The following is a 17,382-nucleotide window of genomic DNA, read 5'->3' on the forward strand; positions in this document are numbered from 1 at the left end:
ATCTGCTGCGCCAGCGCTAAGAGAAGGGTGGCACGTGCTGCGGCAGGTTCAAACGTTCAGTCGCGACCGGTTGGCAGAGCGACCGACCTCGGCCCGATACTGGGCGGGCGTTGCCGCGTGAACGGCGCGAAAGCTGGCGGTGAAATGACTTTGATCGCTGAAGCCGCAGTCCTGGGCGATCCGCGCAATCGGCATGGTCGTCATCGTCAGCAGGTTGCGCGCCTGTTCCAGACGCATCGCCAAGATATAGCGATGCGGCGGTGCCCCCATCGCCTCCTGAAACAGGCGACGAAAGTATGCCGGGCTGACCTGCGCCTCGGCGGCCAGCGCTTCAATCGACAAATCCCGCGCGAGATGGCTGTGAATGAAGCTCAGCACCGCCTGCAGGCGTGGGAAGTGGATATGGCGGGGATTGATGCCGCCCGTGTCCGGGGTGGTCAGCACGCGATACGATTGTTCCAGCATCACCGGGACCAGCATGGCCATAAAGCGTTGGTCGGCGCTGACGCCTTTTTGCAATTCGCTGACCAGCCGCAAGGCGGTCGCCCCCACCAGCGTATCGCCAAACGGCATGGGTGTTTTCCTCGCATCTGCCAGCGCTTTGAGGCTCGCCTGAATTCCATCGAGGTGATCCGGAAAATAAAAAATCGCGCAATCGACGGTGCCGGAATTATGCCAATGGGTCGCGCAGTGCGGCGGCACAAGCACGGACTGCGTCGGTAAAAACTCACCGCGAAATGCTCCTTGCTCGCCTTCCTGCACCCGCGAGCCACCAAACAGCGTTACCAAGCTCATGCTGACCAGCCCAGACACCGCCTTTTCTGGGGCGCGGTAGATATAGCGCTCAACAAATACCGGGCAATCGCCCTCGACCATGCCAGCGACGATAGGTGGCAGTCCCAGATCTTTGCGCACTTGTTGCCAACTTTCCATGTGATTCCAAGGTGCAGGGCTAGTAGCAGATTTCAATAAATATACGCTCGTTTCCTCACAGGCGTAGAGCTCGATTGTCAGCACAATGCCTCATCTGTCGGACACATCAATCCCCCAGATCGAAAACATAAATTCCACCCATCACAAGGAGATAAACATGAAAATCAAATACATTAAATCGACATTGTTCGCAGCGCTTGCCGTGGCGACCGGCCTGGCACAGGCAGCTGAACCCCAGCCGCGCCTGGAGCTCGGCATAGCCACCAAGTCGTTGTCGGAAGTGCATATCGGCCCAGGCAAATCGAACTTGTACTTCGTCGCCGAGGGCGCCGGGAAATTCACCGCCAAGGGCGCCGTAGTACACGTGTATGTCCAATGCGGGGCGGTCGACACCATCGTCGAAGGCCACAAAACTGTCTATGCTGGCGTGGGCGACTGCGAATTCAAGTCCGCAGCCGGCGGCGTCCTGTATGGCCGTTTTCAGACCCCTGAGGGCAAGGGCGACCGCGGCCTCATGGCGATGAGCGGCGGCACGCTGGATCTGGAGCGTTTCAATGGCAGTGCAATCCCGATGCTGGCCATGATCAATCCGCGCATGGTCGGCAAGGCGGTGTTCTATTTTGATTCCGTTGATGAAAAGATCGTCAGTCAATAAACCCGAAACGGTCCGACGATTTCCCATCGAATCGTTGGGAGCAAAGCGCCAACCCATGGTGATTGGCGCTTTGTTGAATGGATAGGTAATCGACTCGCCTGTGTCGGCGAACTTGTAGAGCACTCCAGCACTGCCCAATTCGCCAGACCTTGGAGGGAGTTAACTACGACTGCTTTATAGCGTTATCGGCCAGAGACCTTGCATGTGTCATCAGGCACAAATGGGTCGATTTCAGTCAGTCGCGACAGGCAGAAAACGGCCGATTCTGTTGAAAAAGTCGGCCATGGTTTGCGCAGCAGAAAAGTACGCGTCCGAGATTGAAATCTTTACTGTTTGGCAGAGGCTTCCGGACTCAGATTCCACGTAGCAGCGTGCAAAAAAGGCGTTTTCACCAGTCAATGATCGGGCAGTTTGGGCGGACCGACTTTTTCAACAGAATCGGCCAATAGCGGTCGGTCGCCGACGGATCGCTGACCCTTTACATCCAGAAGGACTCTCCTGGCAAGGCAAAAGGAAGCCAACTGGTTACCCGCGCCGAATGACACTATCTACCTGGTGATGCGCGTGTACTGGCCAAAAGATACGCCACCTTCAATCCTGCCGCCCGGTGGAGGAACGTGGCATCCCCTGGGGGTCGTGGTGGCGAAATAGCGACGTGCGCATGCCGTCGGGACTCCGAGCGGGTTGAGACGGCCCGCTGGCGTGATCCGGCGTCCTGCGGAACTTCACATGCCCAGGAGAGGACTCGCAGAGCGGCTGATCCGGGCGCGAAATTCGGCGGGGGTTACCGCGTGCACGACGCGAAAGCTGGCGGTCAGGTGGCTTTGGTCGCTGAACCCACAACTCAAGGCGATACGCGCGATAGGCATCGTGGTCATGCTCAGCAGATTGCGCGCCCGCTCCAGGCGCAACGCCAGAATGTAGCGGTGCGGCGGTACGCCCATCGCGTCCAGGAACAAACGACGAAAATGCGTCTGGCTGACCCGCGCCTCTGCGGCCAGCAGATCGATCGAAAGCTTCTCGGCCAAATGTTCGTGAATAAAGCCCAGCACCGCTTGCAGCCGCGAGAAATGGATATGGCGAGGATTGATGCCGCCGGTATCCGGGGTGGTCAAGGCGCGGTAGGTTTGCTTGAGCATGACTTCGACCAGCACCGCCATGAACGCTTTGTCTGCACTGGCCCCCTTGTTCAATTCGATGACCAGTTGCAAGGCGGTCGCCCCCACCAACGTATCGCCAAACAACATGGGCTCCCCTCGAGCTTCCACCAAACCCCTGAGACTTTCTTGAATTCCGTCTACTTGTTCCGGGAAATAGAAATTCGCGAAGTCGACTGTGCCGGAATAGTGCCAGTGGGTCGCGCAATTTGCCGGGACCAGCATGGACCGGGTCGGCAGAGAGTCGGCGCGCATCTGCCCGCGCTCGCCTTCTTGCACACGGGAGCCGCCGAGCTGCGTCAGCAGGCCGACTCCGCCTAGTCCCGAGACTGTTTTTTCCAAGCTGCGATACAGGTAGCGCTCCGCAAACACAGGGCAATCGCCCTCAATCATGCCGGCGACGATAGGCTCGATACCTAGATCCTTGCGTACTTGCAGCCAATATTCCATGGCAATTCCTGTGGATGAGCTTATGGACATTTTTCAATAAAGATACGCCTGTTCTCTCACAGACGCACAGATCGCCTGTCAGCAAAACTAGCCCGGCAATCAACATCCCGAATTTGCCTGAGGAGAGCGTAAGCATGCTGACACTGAAACCCGAATTGACCCTGCCGGCCGTCGGCCTGACAGGTTTTGAAGTGCCCTTGACCGAGGAAGAACTCGCCATCCAAAGCAGCGTGCATCAATTCGCCAAGAATGTGCTGCGACCCATCGGCCAGGAACTCGACAAGATGAGCGCTGCCGATGTCATTGCGCCCGGCTCGCCGTTCTGGACGGTCTATCAGGAGGCCGCCAAGCTGGGCCTCGACCCGCAGTTTCTCTCGCAGTTCGCCCCCGAGGTCGCCATTCGTCTCGAGTCCATGATCGGCGAGGAGATGGGCTGGGGCGACGCCGGCTTGGGCGCCTCGCTTGCCGTTGCCGGCTTTCCCTTGCAGATGGCACTAGCCTCGGGCAAGCAGGAACTGGTCGAGCTGTGCGCAGGCAAGATCGGTTGCTGGATCATCACCCAGCCCGACAAGGGCAGCGACATGCTGATATTCGACATGAAGCGCGAATGGCCCAAGGGCGCGCCGGGCAATCGCGGTAACCTCACGGCGAGGGTGAGCAAGGACGAAATCGTGCTCAACGGCCAGAGTTCGGCCTGGGTCTCCAACGGTGCCGTGGCCCAAGTTGCGCTGGCCTATGTTCCTGCCGACTATGGCAATGGCTATTTCGACGCCGACGGCCGTTCCAATGGCCTCGCCGTCATTGTCCCGCTCGACCTGCCAGGCATCTCGCGCGGCAAGCCTCTGGACAAGATCGGCCAGCGTGCGCTGCCGCAATGCGAAATCTTTTTCGACAATGTCAAGTTGCCGATCCGCTTCGGCGTCGGTCTGGAGCACGAGTATTACGGCAACCTGGCCTCGACCTGGTCCTACGCCGGTACTCACATGTCGCAGCTATTCACCGGCGTTGCCCGCGCCGCCTTCGAGATGGCCTTGCAGTATTGCCACGAACGCAAGCAAGGCGGCCAACTGCTGATTGACCATCAACTCACCCGCTATCGCCTCGGCGATATGCTGCGTCGGGTCGAACTGTGCCGCTCGGTGGCACGCCGCGCGCTGGCATTTGCCCGCCTCTCGCCGCGCACCCATCCCTATGCCACAGCCTCCGCCAAGGTGACGGTGACCGACGAATGCCTGAAGGTCGCCACCGAAGCCTTGCAACTGTTCGGCGGTGCCGGCACCTCGCGCGAATACCCGATAGAAAAAATCTTCCGCGACGCCCGCGCCGCACAGATCGAGGACGGCGAGAACTACATGCTGACCATGCGCCTGGGACTGCTGTGCCAGCAACTCTATGCCGAGGGCTGGTCTCAGAACTAAATCCTGCGCCGCTCATATCGCCGCTTACCAAGCTGAACCGATCAGGCCATCGCCGCCCCACCAGCGTCGACAGTCGGCGTTGACGCCAGAGCCTGACGATATCCACTGACGAGGCCCACCATGAACTCATCCCTCTGCGCAGCACGCCCACTCGCTCCTGCCTGGGCGCGCACCACATTTAACACCATCAACTATCTGGTCGAAGACATCGGCGGTGGGCCGCGCAAGCTCAAGCTGGCCACAGCGATCAACTTCCACAAGCTGTTCACCTTCTTCATCATCCTTGCGATGATGGAAGTCACCGACAACTACTCCATCGGCGCCTGGGTTTACCTCTGCCTGCACGGCGTATATGGCTGGTGTTGGTTAATCAAGGATGCCAGCGGGCGCGATTCGTCGATGGACAAACCGATAACCATCGGCGGCGTCTTCTGTCTTTATGCCACTTACGCCATCTGGATCTGGGGCCTGCCCTGGCTGTTCCTCTCGCGCCATATCGAGCCATCCACGCTCACCCTGGTCATCTGCGTCTGCCTGCACACACTGGGCGTGGTGACGATGATCGCCGCCGACCTGCAAAAGACCTTCACGCTGCGGCTGAAAAAGGGGCTGATCGACAACGGCATGTTCGCGTACACGCGCAACCCGAATTTCCTCGGCGAGATCATGATTTATGCGACCTATGCCATTCTCGCCGCCAGCCTCGCCGGATGGATCTTTGTGTTGCTGCAATGGACCCTCTTGTTCCTGCCGCGCATGCTGATGAAAGATGCTTCAATTTCGCGTCATCCCGGCTGGGCCGAATACAAGGCGCGCTCCGGCTTGCTGATCCCCTGGCGCATCCTGAGCGGACAGGCCTTTTTCGATAAGCCAGCCACCCACGCGAACCCGTCAGGCGCTGGAAGTTAGCCCCGATTTAGAGTTGGGCGTGCAAGGAGCCAACGTCCGCAAAGGGTCGACTGCTGCCTTTGCCGCGTCAGGGTTTCGCTCAATGCAACTGAGGTGCAGGGCCGCCGAAGGTTTGACGCTGATACTCGTTAACAGCAACGAACAGCGCTTCCACTTCGAGGCGCAGCTTCTCCACTTCTTCCGCAGACTGAGTCTCTTGAGCTTCGTGGTACCGGCGTAACGCCTGTACCGCCTGCTCCATCAACGGCTCGCCTGCCATGATCTTTTCACCCAGGCTCTCCCTGCTATCTCTATCCTTGCCCATCGAATTCTCCGTCTCCTTGTTACTTTGCCAGCGAGTCGAGTATAGGCATTGTGACCGTACTAGCCGGTATCCTCCTTGTCAGCATTGCATTGCCAATTTGCTGCACCGGTGCTTCCGAAAATGATCTTTGCCCATCTAGCGCTATCAGGTATCGACGGCTACCTGTAAGCGCAGTCTTTGGTGGTCTCGCGCCTGTGTAATGGCCAAAAAAACAAAACCCCGGAGGTTGGCCCTGCCGGGGTTTCTATGTTCTCCCTGTCTCCCTGCTGGGAAGAGAACATCGCCAAATGATATCAGTATGAGGAAACATTTCTATCAACGGACCGCCGAGCAAGGGAGGAAGGTTGGCAAGCGAGGACCCGTTGCCAGCTATACCCAATTTCAGATTACGGCCGGCAGAAATTGGCCGAGGCTGTGTAAAAACGTTTTTGAGTAGGTTTCTCGGTCTGAACCGGAACAAAAAAACGCGCTCCTATGCAAATTTCAGGTCTGCTAATTAACCAAACGCCGGCAGATTTTACGTAGCAACGCAGACTTCAAAATGGTGCATGCGTTTTTACACAGCCTGGGCCAGAAGCAGCCAGTCGCTATAGGGGGCACTCGGTTAGAACGTACGGTTAAGGTCAACTACCAAGGACTGGCGGGCAAAGAAAAGACTCAGCGGCAGAAGAATCAGCATGCCCGCGACCAAGATCAATATCAGCATGAGCAGGACTCGCGGATCTTGGAAATTCTGGCTGGCGATGACCATGGCCGCCGCCATGTTGGGCTGACTGCAACACAAGCTCAGAATGCGCCGAGAGCCGGCTTGCGGTCCGCCGATCAACCAGCCTGTCACCGCGCAGAAGGCGACGAACAACACAGCGGCTGGGAGTGCGGCGCTGCTGGAGAGCTCCAGAAGTTCGCGCGCATATACCACCGGCAGCAGTAGCAATGACAATACCAGGCTGACGGTGGACACTCGCTGCATTGGCAAACGCAGCCACGCCGCGAGCGCCGGCTGCAGCGACTTCAAGGCGAGTCCCAGTAGCAAGGGCGACAGCACAGTGAACAACAGGGTGCGCACTATGGCGCCAGGGTTCACCGTCACACCGTCCACCAAGAGGGGTAGCAGCAAGGGCTGGCTGACAACACCCACCGATAGCAGGCTCAGGACCAGTCCGACGGCGAGCGCCGTATCGCCTTTCGCCAGAGTCGCCATCTTGACCAGCGCCGGGCCGCCTGGCGCGGTAGCCAGTAACAACAATGCAGTGCTCAGCACGGCATCCAGCCCCAGCCAGCGGGAAACGCCCAGGGCGAGCAAGGGCAGCACTATTACATTGGTCAACAGTGCGCGAACCAGCCAACGCTTGTCGCGCAGCGACGCGAAGATGTCCTGCATAGTCAGTATTAGGCCGACGCTAAGCATGGTCGATACGACGAAGACTAGAACTAGAAGTTGTATCAGGGGTTGCGTCATGAGGACCTTCTTTCAGCGAATTCACTCGAGGCGATCCAGGGAAATGGAGGACTTTCAAGTCTCTGCATTACGATCGCAATCGCACAGGGCATGCTCCCGTTGTCAACGTCCCGCCAGCAAAGCACTGGCGAAATGGCGTATCTCTTTAACGGTCCAACTTCCCGCGTTGGAGCAAACCGTAGGGTGTGACGCCGAGCGGCACAACAAGGAGTTTGAATAGTTCCGTGTGACGGAACGAATTGAGTGCGGCAACGCTGCGAACTTTACTCGCAGATAGAGGTACCTGTGAAATTCAGGAGGTCAATGGGTCGATTTCGGCCAGTCGTGACAGGCAGGAATCGGCCAAGAGCAAACGCTCGATCATGCTGGAATCTCCAAGGGGAATCCAATGGTCGACATCAGGGTTGGTCAATAGCTGGGCCGGTATGTAGATTGCGCCTGGCGCAGATGTCCAAGGCGCAACGACGTTGTGTTGTAGGCACGGTGCAAAGGAATCAGCCAACGCAGTCCTTGCCAAAGATCGCACGTGCAATGACCAAACGCTGAACTTCATTTGCACCTTCGTAAATCTCGCCGATCTTGCTGTCTCTATATATCGCCTCCAGCGGAAATTGCTCGCCAGTAGCTGCCAACTCTTTGACGAATCCATAACCACCGCACACTTGAATGGCATCTCGTGCAACATCGCCCGCCAGCGAACTGCCGACCAACTTTGCCATGGCGCACATCGACTGGATATTCGGACGGTTTTTATCGACGACCAGGGCGGCCTTGACGTAAAGATTGCGGGCGTTTTCCAATTGCGTCGCGTACTCGGCAAACTTGAATTGCCAATATTGAAACTGCGAAATCTTCTTGCCAAAAATTTCGCGCCGTTTCATATAAGCACTAGCGAAATCGAACGCTGCCTGGGCCATACCGACACCGCAAGCACCGATACCCACACGACCAAGCGTCAGAGACGTCAACGCAGCTTTCAGCCCTGCACCACTGTTACCAACCAGATTCTCGTCTGGCACAAAGACTTCATCGAAGTAGACATCAGCTGTCAGTTGGCAGTGATTTCCCATTTTTTTGTCGGGCTCGCCCACCCGAACGCCATCGCTACTCATGTCCACCAAGAGCATGGTCATGCCATCCTCCGTTTTGCACAGCACGAACATGTAGTGTGCGACCGGTGAGTTGGTGATCCAACGCTTGCGTCCGCTGATCCGGTATCCCCCTTCGACTTTCCTGGCTTCGGTTTTCAACGCCTTGACACTTAAATCGGTGCTGGCGGCAGGCTCACTCGTGGCAAAGGCGCCAACGATTTCGCCCCTGCACAAGGAGGGGAAAAGTTTTTCCTTAATCGAGGGCTGTGCGTGCTTGAGCGTATGGCCGAACAGGATCAACTGGACGTCTATAAGCGCGGCTGCCACACCAGAGGAAACGTAAGCAATTTCCTCCAACATGATCATGGTCGCAAGGGTCGGATACTCCAGTCCGGCACCACCATACTGCTTCTCGAAAGGGATGCGCAAAAGACCTGCATCACCCATCTGCTTAAGCAATTGCCACGGGAACGCCGCGACACTCTCGGGCGTGTTATTCAGTTTGTGGGCGATCGGCCGGAGTACGGTTTCTGCAAAATCGCGAACTTGCCTGCGTACTACAACCGTTTCGTCAGGCAACCATAGGTCATCGTAGATTTGATCAGAAATGCGGGGCGTGACTGAACTCATGTTTTATCTTTCCTAGGGGTCGTTACGATGGAAAATCAATTCTTGATGTCGCTATTTGCTCAGCGTCACCGGCTCAAATTTCCCTCGAGTTCGTATGAACGGCGCTGCGCACGACGTCCCAGCGCCGGCAGATGCTTTCGCCAGCTAACTAGCAGTTTTCGCAGCACCAATACCGATGATCGGGATAGTTTTTCCGGGGCTTAGCGCATCAGAGGTTGCACCGGGCCTAGGGATGATTGGGCTAGTGGTTGAGCAATGCCGTCGCTCGCAAGTTATGTCTTTTTGAGTTTGGGGTGCGGTTCTTCGGTGAACAAGGATAAATACCATAAATTCCGCGTGGCGGAATTGATGAGAGCACTCTGAACTTGGGGACAGTCACCAGCACGGGAGCCCCAAGAATGGCGCGGTGCCCGGTTTCAGATTTTACGTAGCAACGCAAACTTCAAAACGGTGCATGCGTTTTCACACAGCCTGGGTCGATTTCTGCCGGTGCTGACTGGCCGCAATGGGTCCAGGCTGTGTGAAAACGTCTGCGATTGTCTAACCTTCTAGTCGTCTAGATCGTAGCGGGGACGATCATGAAGCGATTTATTGAAGGTGAGGCCCGGACGCAAGTGACGCTGCTGCCGGAGTGCCTGGACGATTACGTAGCCGAAGAGAATCCAGTGCGAGTGGTCGACGTTTTCGTCGATGAACTTGACCTGGGTGCACTTGGGTTTGAGGGTGTTGATCCTGCTGCTACTGGTCGTCCGGCCTACCATCCAGCGGTCGTACTGAAGATCTATATCTACGGTTACCTTAATCGGATTCAGTCCAGTCGCCGGCTTGAGCGTGAGGCCCAGCGCAACGTCGAGTTGATGTGGCTGGCGGCGCGTTTGGCTCCGGACTTCAAAACTATTGCCGACTTTCGCAAAGACAACGGCAAAGCCATTCGCAACGTCTGCCGTCAATTCGTAGTTCTTTGCCGCAACCTCAATCTTTTCTCCCAATCGATCATCGCCATCGATGGCAGCAAATTCAAAGCCGTCAACAACCGCGACCGAAACTTCACCCAGGGCAAAGTGAAGGCACGCATGCAACAGATCGAACAAAGCATCGATCGCTATCTTGCGGCAATGGATTCGGCGGATCGAGCGGCGCCCGAGATTGCCGAGGCTAAAACTGAGCGACTGAAAGAGAAAATAGAAACACTGAAACAGCAGATGCAAAAACTCAAGGACATTGAGGCACAGTTGCACAACAGCCCGGACAAACAAATTTCCCTCACCGATCCTGACGCACGCTCAATAGCTACAAGTGGCCGAGGCTCCGGAACGGTTGGCTATAACGTACAAACAGCCGTCGACGACAAGCATCATCTGATCGTCGCGCATGAGGTAACCAACATTGGTAATGACCGGGCTCAACTAAGCAATATGGCGAACCTGGCGCGTGAAGAGATCGGAGCTGAGTCGCTGGTCGCGGTAGGAATGGCAGTTACCTGCCACCCCCCGCACAGATCCGTACGTGCGGAACTACCGCATACGGCTCCTGCCTCGGGTACCGGAATGAGCTATTCCCCAGCCACGCCCAAACCCCGCAGGGAGGCATCATTTCTCCGGTGCTGGCCAACATGACGCTGGATGGGTTGGAAGCGATGCTGGCGAAGAGGTTTCCCAACGCAAAGTGGACAGCCCGAAAAATGTGCGTGGTGCGTTATGCGGATGACTTCATCATTACGGGCTGCTCGAAAGAATGGCTGGAAAATGAGGTCAGGCCTGCGGTGGTTGAGTTCCTGGCAGAACGTGGACTCATCCTCTCTCCGGAAAAAACCAAAATAACGCACATAGGGGACGGGTTCGACTTCCTCGGCTGGAACTTGCGCAAGTACAACGGCAAGCTCTTGATTAAGCCGTCGAAAGCGAACATCAAGGCGCATCTTGCCAAGCTCCGAGAAGTGATCAAGACCAACAATGCGACCAAACAGGTCAATTTGATAGGGCTGCTCAACCCAATTTTACGGGGGTGGGCGAACTACCATAGCCACGTGGTCGCCAAGAAAGTCTTCAATCAGGTAGACAGCGAAGTCTGGACAATGCTCTGGCGCTGGGCGGTGAGACGGCATCCGCGCAAAGGAACCCGGTGGGTCAAGGACAGATATTTCAAAGTCCGAGGATCACGCCGGTGGGTGTTCTCCACCGTTGAAAAATACGCAGACGGTAAGGCAAGGGAATACACCTTACTGAAGGAGTCGGACACGCCGATCGTGCGGCACATCAAGATTAAGGCCGCTGCCAACCCGCATGACCCCAATTGGGATGAGTATTTCGAGTTCCGCTGGGGCAAGAAAATGCTCAAATCGACGCAGGGACGAGCAAAGATGTATCGAGTCTGGCAGCAGCAAGATGGCTTGTGCTCGGTCTGCCATAAGCCCGTTACCAAAGATACGCCGTGGCATAGTCGCCATATCGTAAAGCTGGCTTATGGCGGAACTGACGCGGCAGTCAATTTTGAAATCTATCACCTGCGTTGCCCCAGAGATCAGCAGTTCGCCAATGTTAAAGAGGTATCGCCAGGTGCTTGATAGTGCCTTTGTAGAGGCTTGAGCCGTGTGCTGGGAAACTCGCATGCACGGTTCTTAGGGGGTTGGACGCGGGCAACCGCGTCTGACTACCCGACAACCAGATCCGACCGTGGGCAATCGGGCGTTCAAACTGGCTGTTCGCAGGTTCCTTGCGCAGCGGCAAACGCGCGGCTGCGATCATGAGTTTGATCCAATCGGCACGGCTCAATGGGCATGATCCTTATGCTTATTTGAAGGACGTACTTACGCGCCTGCCAACGCAGCGGGCGAGTGAGATTACCGAGTTGCTGCCGCATAGGTGGGCGCCGGACACTTACCAAAAACTCTCAAGAATGACGGATAAAGGATCTTAAACTTCAAAGAGCCGGCGCACCTGCACGGAATCGGCGTTTCCGCTTTGTTCAAGAGGGAGGAAGTACCGGAGTTGCCATTGCTGTGTCCTAACGGCCTCTTTGGCGACTGGTTTGACCCAAGGTGGATAGACGCGGATAGCGCGCTTACCGCCTTTACCGTTAATCGCCATGATGCCCTTTGATGCCAGTATCTTCTGGTCGAACACAAACTGTCCGCGATGCGTTGCATCGAACACACTCACCACAACAAAGGCTACGCCATCACCTATATCGAGAGGTGCAATGATGCTGCCCGACGTCGGCCGCTTCCATATTGTGACGAACTGTCCAATCTTGGTCGGCGTTGTTTTAGCCACACGGAAGACAATCGTGTGTCCGTCGAGGCCAAAGCGGGAGGCTCCATACTCGGAGCTCTCAGCCTCGCGTAGAGCCGCATCCGTCAATTGCATTCCCGCTGGCTTGTACACATCCTGGATAGCAGCTATCAGATCGTTCGGAAGATGGCCGAGGGCAGGGTCTGCCGCGCTTGCATATTTTGTCTCTGGCTCAGTTAAATCGAATTTCAACGGGAACAACTCCTAAACCACTCATTGACCATGCGATCCATTCCAGAACATATGCTACACCCTTCGACATGCCGAAGCGGACAGGGTGCGGTTACGTCCAGTGAACAGCCTCCAAGGGCGCAATCTGTTTACTTATTTAGAGGTTATGCTGACACGATCATCCGCGCACAGACGGAGTTAACTTGCAAAGCTGATGCTGCATAAATGACAGCTATCGCGCAAGATGTGATTACCGGACGCTTACATTCGGGTTGAACGCTATCCGGAATAACTTTAGGCCTCGACGTTAAACCTGCTCAATAACGCGGCACCATCCGTGACACCAAGAACCTGATCGATCGCAGCGATTTTCTGAGTTGCGTGGCCGAGCTGAGAGTCAGCGTTGCTGTACGCAACCTCTGCCTCATTGTGGAGTGCATGTGCATAGGTCATGTGGGCCGCGATGCGGACGCTCATTGGCAGCCGGGAGAGGTCGATGCCGAACGGGTCGCCACTGTCGTGCTGCGCCTGGTTGTCGAAAACAATAGCAAGTTCGTGCGCGGCAGAAAGCGAGCCCGGGAAAACATCGAGCGCTACTGCCTGGAACCCTACGGGATGAAGCGGCTGGAGTCGGGCAATTACGAGCTGGCCACACCTATCGGAGCGACGAAGATCTGGATAAGGCTGTTCACGATCGGCTGGCCAAAATCAGCCAGGAAGCCGATATGCGCAATTGCTTCATCGAGGCTGACGCTTGGGAAGTCAGCGCTTTACTAAGCTCGTGTAAGATAGCAACCTTGTCGGAAAGCTGAATTGAAAACTGTCTGGACGCTTTCAATCAACTGTTCCTCTAACAGCGTTGTGGCTGATGGTAGCTTGCTCGGTGCTCGATGCAAAACGATCTCGATCTCGGGCAATTGAGGAAAATCATCCTCGATCCCGAAGATCCGCCATTCAACCGGCACCATGCTCTGGGCCATTACAGTCACTGCTAAACCTCCGTTTACAGCGATTGTTCCTCCAGCAAAGCTCCGACTAGAATAGGCAATTCGCCAAGGCCGTCCTTGGGCGTTAAGAGCAGCTATGGCATGCTCACGGAACACACACCCTTCGGGGAAAAACGCCAGCGGAACCGGCTCCATGCTCTGAGCCATATGTTGGCGCGAGCCTACCCAGACTAACCGTTCTTTGCGCAAAATCTTTCCGCAGCTTCGATTTGGCTGTCGCGTGATCAGAGCCACGTCAAGGTCTCCTGCCTCAAGTAGGTCAAGTAGCTCCCCACTCAAAGCCCCAGTTACTTCAAGCTGCACTCGTGGGTAAGCATGTGCAAAACGCGTCAACACAGAAGGTAAAAAAAACTGAGCGTAATCATCAGGTATGCCTAGTCTGAGGTGCCCCTCGGTAAATGGCTTTCCAACGGCCGCAAAGGCACTTTCATTTAGATGGATCATACGACGCGCATAACCGAGAAGTATCTCACCGTCTTCCGTCAACCTTACTTGACGATTATCCCGTTGAATCAACTGTTTGCCCATCTGTTCTTCAAGCTTTCGCAGCTGCATGCTTACTGCCGACTGAGTACGGCATAGAAAATGAGCAGCACGCGTGAAGCCTCCACTGTCAACAATGGCTAGAAAAGCCTGGAGCAGGTTCAAATCAAGGTTTTTCAATCGCTTACCTCGCATCATCACGTTTCATGATCGACACTATAATAATATTTCATTTGTTTATATCCAACAAGCATTTTATGTTGCTCGTAGGTACCAATCGCCCCATCAATAAAAACGAGAACCATTATGAAAATTGGATTTGTTGGTTTAGGAACAATGGGACTTCCCGCGGCTCGGAACATTCAGGCTTTAGGTTTTGACTTGGTTGTATATGACCTGCGGAGGGAAGTGGCAGAGTCTTTGTTAGCCAATGGCGCTGTTTGGGCTGATAGCCCTCGAGAAGTGATTGAGAATGTAGATGTCGTAGTTAGCATGGTCTTCGGACCAGTGCAAATTGATCAAGTTGTACGTGGTGCCGGCGGTTTTTTTGAAGCCGATATTACGGGTAAATACTGGATCGACCTGACAACCAGCAGTCCGTTTATGATGCGCAAGCTTGCCGACGAGTTCGTCGCGCGGGGTGGATTTCCTATTGATGCACCAGTTACTGGGTCAGTTGATTCTTCCATACGTGGTGACATGATTTTGTTTGTAGGTGGGCAGGATTCTCATATCGAAAAAACGCGTCCTGTTCTTGAAGCAATGGGTGTAATTCGAAAAGTTGGCCGCTACGGCAACGGTTACGTCGCTAAGCTGGTTAACAATCAGCTTTGGAAAATCCACGCTGCCGCTATAGGCGAAGCTATGGTGGCCGCTAAGGTTGCAGGTTTGGAGCCAGATGTGTGGTGGGAAGCAATGAAGGGAGGGGCCGCCGATAGTTTCGTAATGCAACACGATGTACCGTCGATATTTGCCGGCCACTACGATCCATCCTTCCCGCTTGCGCTGTGCCTGAAAGATCTTGGCCTGATAGAAGAATTGTTAAATGAAACCGGAACACGCTGCGAACTAACCCGTGCAACTCATGCGCGCTTCGAAGAAGCGAAGCAGCGTTACGGTGAGCGTTCCGGTGAAATGAGTGTCTGCCGGCTCATTGAAGATGATGCAAAGATAGCGTTGCGAGTTGCAGGCGACTGGATAGCACCGTGGGAAGTCCTCCCCGTACACGCATAGGTAGCCGCTTAATTAGGATCTCCTCTGAATTCAGGAACTCCAAGAGTTTGCGCTGGCGTAAATTGATCTTCCATACACCACCAAAAAGCTAAAATAATAGGATGATTAAAATGAAGCTTGATTTTATGTATGTATTCAAGTGTGCGACGTTGGCGGTTGTACTCCTAATGTCATTAGGCGTTCAAGCGACGGAGTCTGAATTCAGGGAAGATCAAGTCTTGCGATTGAGTTTTATTTCAGAGCCGGACTCTGAAATCGTTACAAATATGGCCAAGAAAATTCTAGAACAACAACTCGATTATAAAGTAAAACTCTCACTGCTAGCACTCGGCGTGCAATATCAAAGCATCTCAACTAAAAAGCTCGATGCTATGCTCATGGCTTGGCTACCTAATACCCAAGCTGCTTATTGGGATAAGTACAAAAATAGTGTTGACGATCTAGGCATAATCTATGGCGGGAAGCTTGGATGGGTGGTGCCAGACTATGTGCCGATTAACGAAGTAAGAACAATCGCTGATTTGGCAAATCCCGAAGTTGCAAAGAAATTTAAAGGAAGAATACAAGGCATAGACCCTGGTGCAGGCCTAATGCGAAAGTCCGAAGAAACAATAAAAAATTACAACCTGGTCGATTACAAACTCTCCGCTAGCAGTGCAACTGCAATGACTATTTCGATGGATCGAGCCATTCTTAAAAAAGACTGGATCGTTGCAACAGCCTGGACCCCTCATTGGATGTTTGGAAAATGGAATCTACGCTATTTGGAAGATCCAAAGGGCTCTTTAGGGGGTGCTGAAGGCGTACATGCCCTTTCTCGCAAAGGGTTTGGTGAAGATTTCCCTCGAGCAGCGAATTTCCTTCAAAACTACAAAATCCCCCTTGCCGACTTGCAGGGAATTATGGCCGAGTCTCACGAGACTTCAAACCCCGATGGGGCTATCACTCATTATCTTGACTCACACCCAGAGAAAATTACTGAGTGGACAGAAAGTGCAAAAAAACTTCCACTCTACAAAAACTAACATATCCCTTGCTGTGTCAAGTACACCTCCAGTAGTGGTCTAATGAAACCGGACACCATTTAGGCGAGAATGCTCGCCAGATAGAGGTGTCTGATGACCAAGCAACGTCGTTCCTTTTCCGCTGAATTCAAACGCGAGGCCGCAGGCCTCGTGCTTGATCAAGGCTACAGCCATATCGAAGCCTGCCGCTCGCTCGGGGTTGTTGAGTTCGCGTTACATCGCTGGGTTAATCAGCTTCAGCAGGAGCGCAAGGGTGTTACTCCGCAGAGCAAGGCGCTGACGCCAGAGCAGCAGCAAATCCAGGAACTGGAAGCTCGAATCGCTCGCCTTGAGCGGGAGAAATTCATTTTAAAGGCTACCGCGCTCTTGATGTCGGAAGAGCACGAGCGCACACGCTGATTGATCTGTTGAGTGCCCAAGAGCCAGTTGATTGGATTTGCACGGTCTTTGGTGTCACTCGTTCATGCTACTACGCCCATCCCTGTGCAGAGGCAGATAAGCTGAACAGGCGACGCACTCGTGCGGCTAGATACTCGGAACGCGAACACGACAGCCCAAGCTGACGACCAGTTCCATGCTCCACGACCGAAACTCCATGACCTGGCCACTGCAAAGCCGACTCAGGTGCCACTCGAACACGCTTGGGTACGCCCAGGGCTTTTCTTCACACCACCCAGTGTCACGGTCGAATAATCTTCGATCGTTTACGTGTGGCTCTGAAACTGCTCGCGATTGTCCAGCGCCTCCACCTCACGCTCAATCGCCCAGATGCTGTGGAAGATTGCGGTAAGCCATTGCGATGACGACGGAGTTGTCGCCGCCCAACAGAATGTCTATTGCAATAATTTGCTAAAGTGCGCACCCCGCCAGGGTTACCGTTGGCCAGCCTGTCGTGACAGGCAGCAATCGGCCGATTCTGTTGAAAAAGTCGGTCCGCCCAAACTGCCCGAATATTGACCGGTGAAAACGCTTTTTTTGCACACTGCTACGTGAAATCTGAACTCGGAAGCCTCTGCCCAAAGTAAGGATTTCAATCTCAGACGCGTACTTTTCTGCCGTGGAAACCGAAGCCTACTTTTTCAACACAATCGACCAACAACAGTCATTCACCACGGTTCATCGGGTATGTAAAATCCATCCGGTGCAATCGATTGATAACGGGCGATT

The 17,382-nt window shown here is 54.6% G+C and carries 14 protein-coding genes and 5 pseudogenes; 11 read left to right on the top strand and 8 right to left on the bottom strand.

All coding sequences use genetic code 11. The features are described 5' to 3' along the window. Positions 1–48 precede the first annotated feature (48 nt). On the bottom strand, positions 49–915 hold the full coding sequence (locus tag ACA064_RS08985; protein WP_497673036.1) for a helix-turn-helix domain-containing protein: 867 nt from the start codon (positions 913–915) through the stop codon (positions 49–51). Positions 916–1,090: 175 nt separating this feature from the next. On the opposite strand from ACA064_RS08985, the gene ACA064_RS08990 reads away from it, so the two are divergent. After that, positions 1,091–1,588: a hypothetical protein gene (locus tag ACA064_RS08990; protein ID WP_497673037.1), complete on the top strand. Its 498-nt coding sequence runs from the start codon at positions 1,091–1,093 to the stop codon at positions 1,586–1,588. A 458-nt stretch (positions 1,589–2,046) separates the two neighbouring features. Continuing rightward, positions 2,047–2,239: pseudogene (locus ACA064_RS08995) on the top strand (DUF1214 domain-containing protein); the annotation flags it as partial. Positions 2,240–2,313: 74 nt separating this feature from the next. Here ACA064_RS08995 and ACA064_RS09000 read toward each other — a convergent pair. Beyond that, the gene (locus ACA064_RS09000; RefSeq protein WP_497673038.1) at positions 2,314–3,195 is read right to left on the bottom strand and encodes a helix-turn-helix domain-containing protein; all 882 of its coding nucleotides are present in this window, start codon (positions 3,193–3,195) and stop codon (positions 2,314–2,316) included. 134 nt (positions 3,196–3,329) lie between these two features. On the opposite strand from ACA064_RS09000, the gene ACA064_RS09005 reads away from it, so the two are divergent. Further along, a complete protein-coding gene (locus tag ACA064_RS09005) occupies positions 3,330–4,613 on the top strand; it encodes an acyl-CoA dehydrogenase family protein (protein ID WP_497673039.1) in 1,284 nt (427 codons plus the stop codon). 120 nt (positions 4,614–4,733) lie between these two features. Then, positions 4,734–5,522: a DUF1295 domain-containing protein gene (locus ACA064_RS09010; protein WP_497673040.1), complete on the top strand. Its 789-nt coding sequence runs from the start codon at positions 4,734–4,736 to the stop codon at positions 5,520–5,522. 79 nt (positions 5,523–5,601) lie between these two features. Here the strand turns inward: ACA064_RS09010 and ACA064_RS09015 are convergent, their stop codons facing one another. From ACA064_RS09015 to ACA064_RS09025, 3 genes are all read right to left on the bottom strand, one after another. Beyond that, a complete protein-coding gene (locus tag ACA064_RS09015; protein WP_497673041.1) occupies positions 5,602–5,826 on the bottom strand; it encodes a hypothetical protein in 225 nt (74 codons plus the stop codon). Positions 5,827–6,430: 604 nt separating this feature from the next. Next, positions 6,431–7,285 carry a bile acid:sodium symporter family protein gene (locus ACA064_RS09020; RefSeq protein ID WP_497673042.1) on the bottom strand — a complete coding sequence of 285 codons (855 nt, stop codon included), beginning with the start codon at positions 7,283–7,285 and terminating at the stop codon, positions 6,431–6,433. A 494-nt stretch (positions 7,286–7,779) separates the two neighbouring features. Next, entirely contained in the window at positions 7,780–9,006 is a 1,227-nt protein-coding gene (locus ACA064_RS09025) for an acyl-CoA dehydrogenase family protein (protein WP_497673043.1), read from the bottom strand. Between the two features lie 578 nt (positions 9,007–9,584). Between ACA064_RS09025 and ACA064_RS09030 the strand changes: the two are divergent. The 3 genes and pseudogenes from ACA064_RS09030 to ACA064_RS09040 all read left to right on the top strand — a co-directional run. After that, positions 9,585–10,472: pseudogene (locus tag ACA064_RS09030) on the top strand (IS1182 family transposase); the annotation flags it as partial. Positions 10,473–10,606: 134 nt separating this feature from the next. Then, positions 10,607–11,569: a group II intron maturase-specific domain-containing protein gene (locus ACA064_RS09035; RefSeq protein ID WP_497673044.1), complete on the top strand. Its 963-nt coding sequence runs from the start codon at positions 10,607–10,609 to the stop codon at positions 11,567–11,569. Positions 11,570–11,661: 92 nt separating this feature from the next. Further along, a pseudogene (locus ACA064_RS09040) lies at positions 11,662–11,922 on the top strand (transposase domain-containing protein); the annotation flags it as partial. On the opposite strand, the gene ACA064_RS09045 reads toward ACA064_RS09040, so the two are convergent. Then, positions 11,919–12,488, bottom strand: coding sequence for a MepB family protein (locus ACA064_RS09045; protein WP_497673045.1), 570 nt, complete (start codon positions 12,486–12,488; stop codon positions 11,919–11,921). The pseudogene ACA064_RS09040 and the gene ACA064_RS09045 sit on opposite strands and share 4 nt — an antisense overlap. Before the next feature lie 360 nt (positions 12,489–12,848). Between ACA064_RS09045 and ACA064_RS09050 the strand changes: the two genes are divergently transcribed. Beyond that, positions 12,849–13,244, top strand: a complete 396-nt coding sequence (locus tag ACA064_RS09050; RefSeq protein ID WP_497673046.1) for a hypothetical protein — start codon at positions 12,849–12,851, stop codon at positions 13,242–13,244. On the opposite strand, the gene ACA064_RS09055 is transcribed toward ACA064_RS09050, so the two are convergent. After that, on the bottom strand, positions 13,241–14,155 hold the full coding sequence (locus ACA064_RS09055; RefSeq protein ID WP_497673047.1) for a LysR substrate-binding domain-containing protein: 915 nt from the start codon (positions 14,153–14,155) through the stop codon (positions 13,241–13,243). The two genes, ACA064_RS09050 and ACA064_RS09055, sit on opposite strands and share 4 nt — an antisense overlap. Before the next feature lie 108 nt (positions 14,156–14,263). Between ACA064_RS09055 and ACA064_RS09060 the strand changes: the two genes are divergently transcribed. The 3 genes and pseudogenes from ACA064_RS09060 to ACA064_RS09070 all read left to right on the top strand — a co-directional run. Further along, positions 14,264–15,190 carry an NAD(P)-dependent oxidoreductase gene (locus ACA064_RS09060; protein WP_497673048.1) on the top strand — a complete coding sequence of 309 codons (927 nt, stop codon included), beginning with the start codon at positions 14,264–14,266 and terminating at the stop codon, positions 15,188–15,190. A 110-nt stretch (positions 15,191–15,300) separates the two neighbouring features. Then, the gene (locus ACA064_RS09065) at positions 15,301–16,215 is read left to right on the top strand and encodes a glycine betaine ABC transporter substrate-binding protein (RefSeq protein ID WP_497673049.1); all 915 of its coding nucleotides are present in this window, start codon (positions 15,301–15,303) and stop codon (positions 16,213–16,215) included. 93 nt (positions 16,216–16,308) lie between these two features. Next, positions 16,309–16,694: pseudogene (locus ACA064_RS09070) on the top strand (transposase); the annotation flags it as partial. Positions 16,695–16,983: 289 nt separating this feature from the next. On the opposite strand, the pseudogene ACA064_RS09075 reads toward ACA064_RS09070, so the two are convergent. Next, positions 16,984–17,061 (bottom strand): annotated as a pseudogene (locus ACA064_RS09075) (TerC family protein); the annotation flags it as partial. Positions 17,062–17,382: the final 321 nt, after the last annotated feature.

It is taken from the genome of Pseudomonas sp. LBUM1658, assembly GCF_059716055.1.

Excerpts from the sequence above, each read along its gene's own strand:
- ACA064_RS09060 (WP_497673048.1), top strand. The coding sequence starts at position 14,264 with ATGAAAATTGGATTTGTTGGTTTAGGAACAATGGGACTTCCCGCGGCT.
- ACA064_RS09015 (WP_497673041.1), bottom strand. The coding sequence starts at position 5,826 with ATGGGCAAGGATAGAGATAGCAGGGAGAGCCTGGGTGAAAAGATCATG.
- ACA064_RS09010 (WP_497673040.1), top strand. The coding sequence starts at position 4,734 with ATGAACTCATCCCTCTGCGCAGCACGCCCACTCGCTCCTGCCTGGGCG.
- ACA064_RS09000 (WP_497673038.1), bottom strand. The coding sequence starts at position 3,195 with ATGGAATATTGGCTGCAAGTACGCAAGGATCTAGGTATCGAGCCTATC.
- ACA064_RS09020 (WP_497673042.1), bottom strand. The coding sequence starts at position 7,285 with ATGACGCAACCCCTGATACAACTTCTAGTTCTAGTCTTCGTCGTATCG.
- ACA064_RS09065 (WP_497673049.1), top strand. The coding sequence starts at position 15,301 with ATGAAGCTTGATTTTATGTATGTATTCAAGTGTGCGACGTTGGCGGTT.
- ACA064_RS09055 (WP_497673047.1), bottom strand. The coding sequence starts at position 14,155 with ATGATGCGAGGTAAGCGATTGAAAAACCTTGATTTGAACCTGCTCCAG.
- ACA064_RS09005 (WP_497673039.1), top strand. The coding sequence starts at position 3,330 with ATGCTGACACTGAAACCCGAATTGACCCTGCCGGCCGTCGGCCTGACA.
- ACA064_RS09025 (WP_497673043.1), bottom strand. The coding sequence starts at position 9,006 with ATGAGTTCAGTCACGCCCCGCATTTCTGATCAAATCTACGATGACCTA.
- ACA064_RS08990 (WP_497673037.1), top strand. The coding sequence starts at position 1,091 with ATGAAAATCAAATACATTAAATCGACATTGTTCGCAGCGCTTGCCGTG.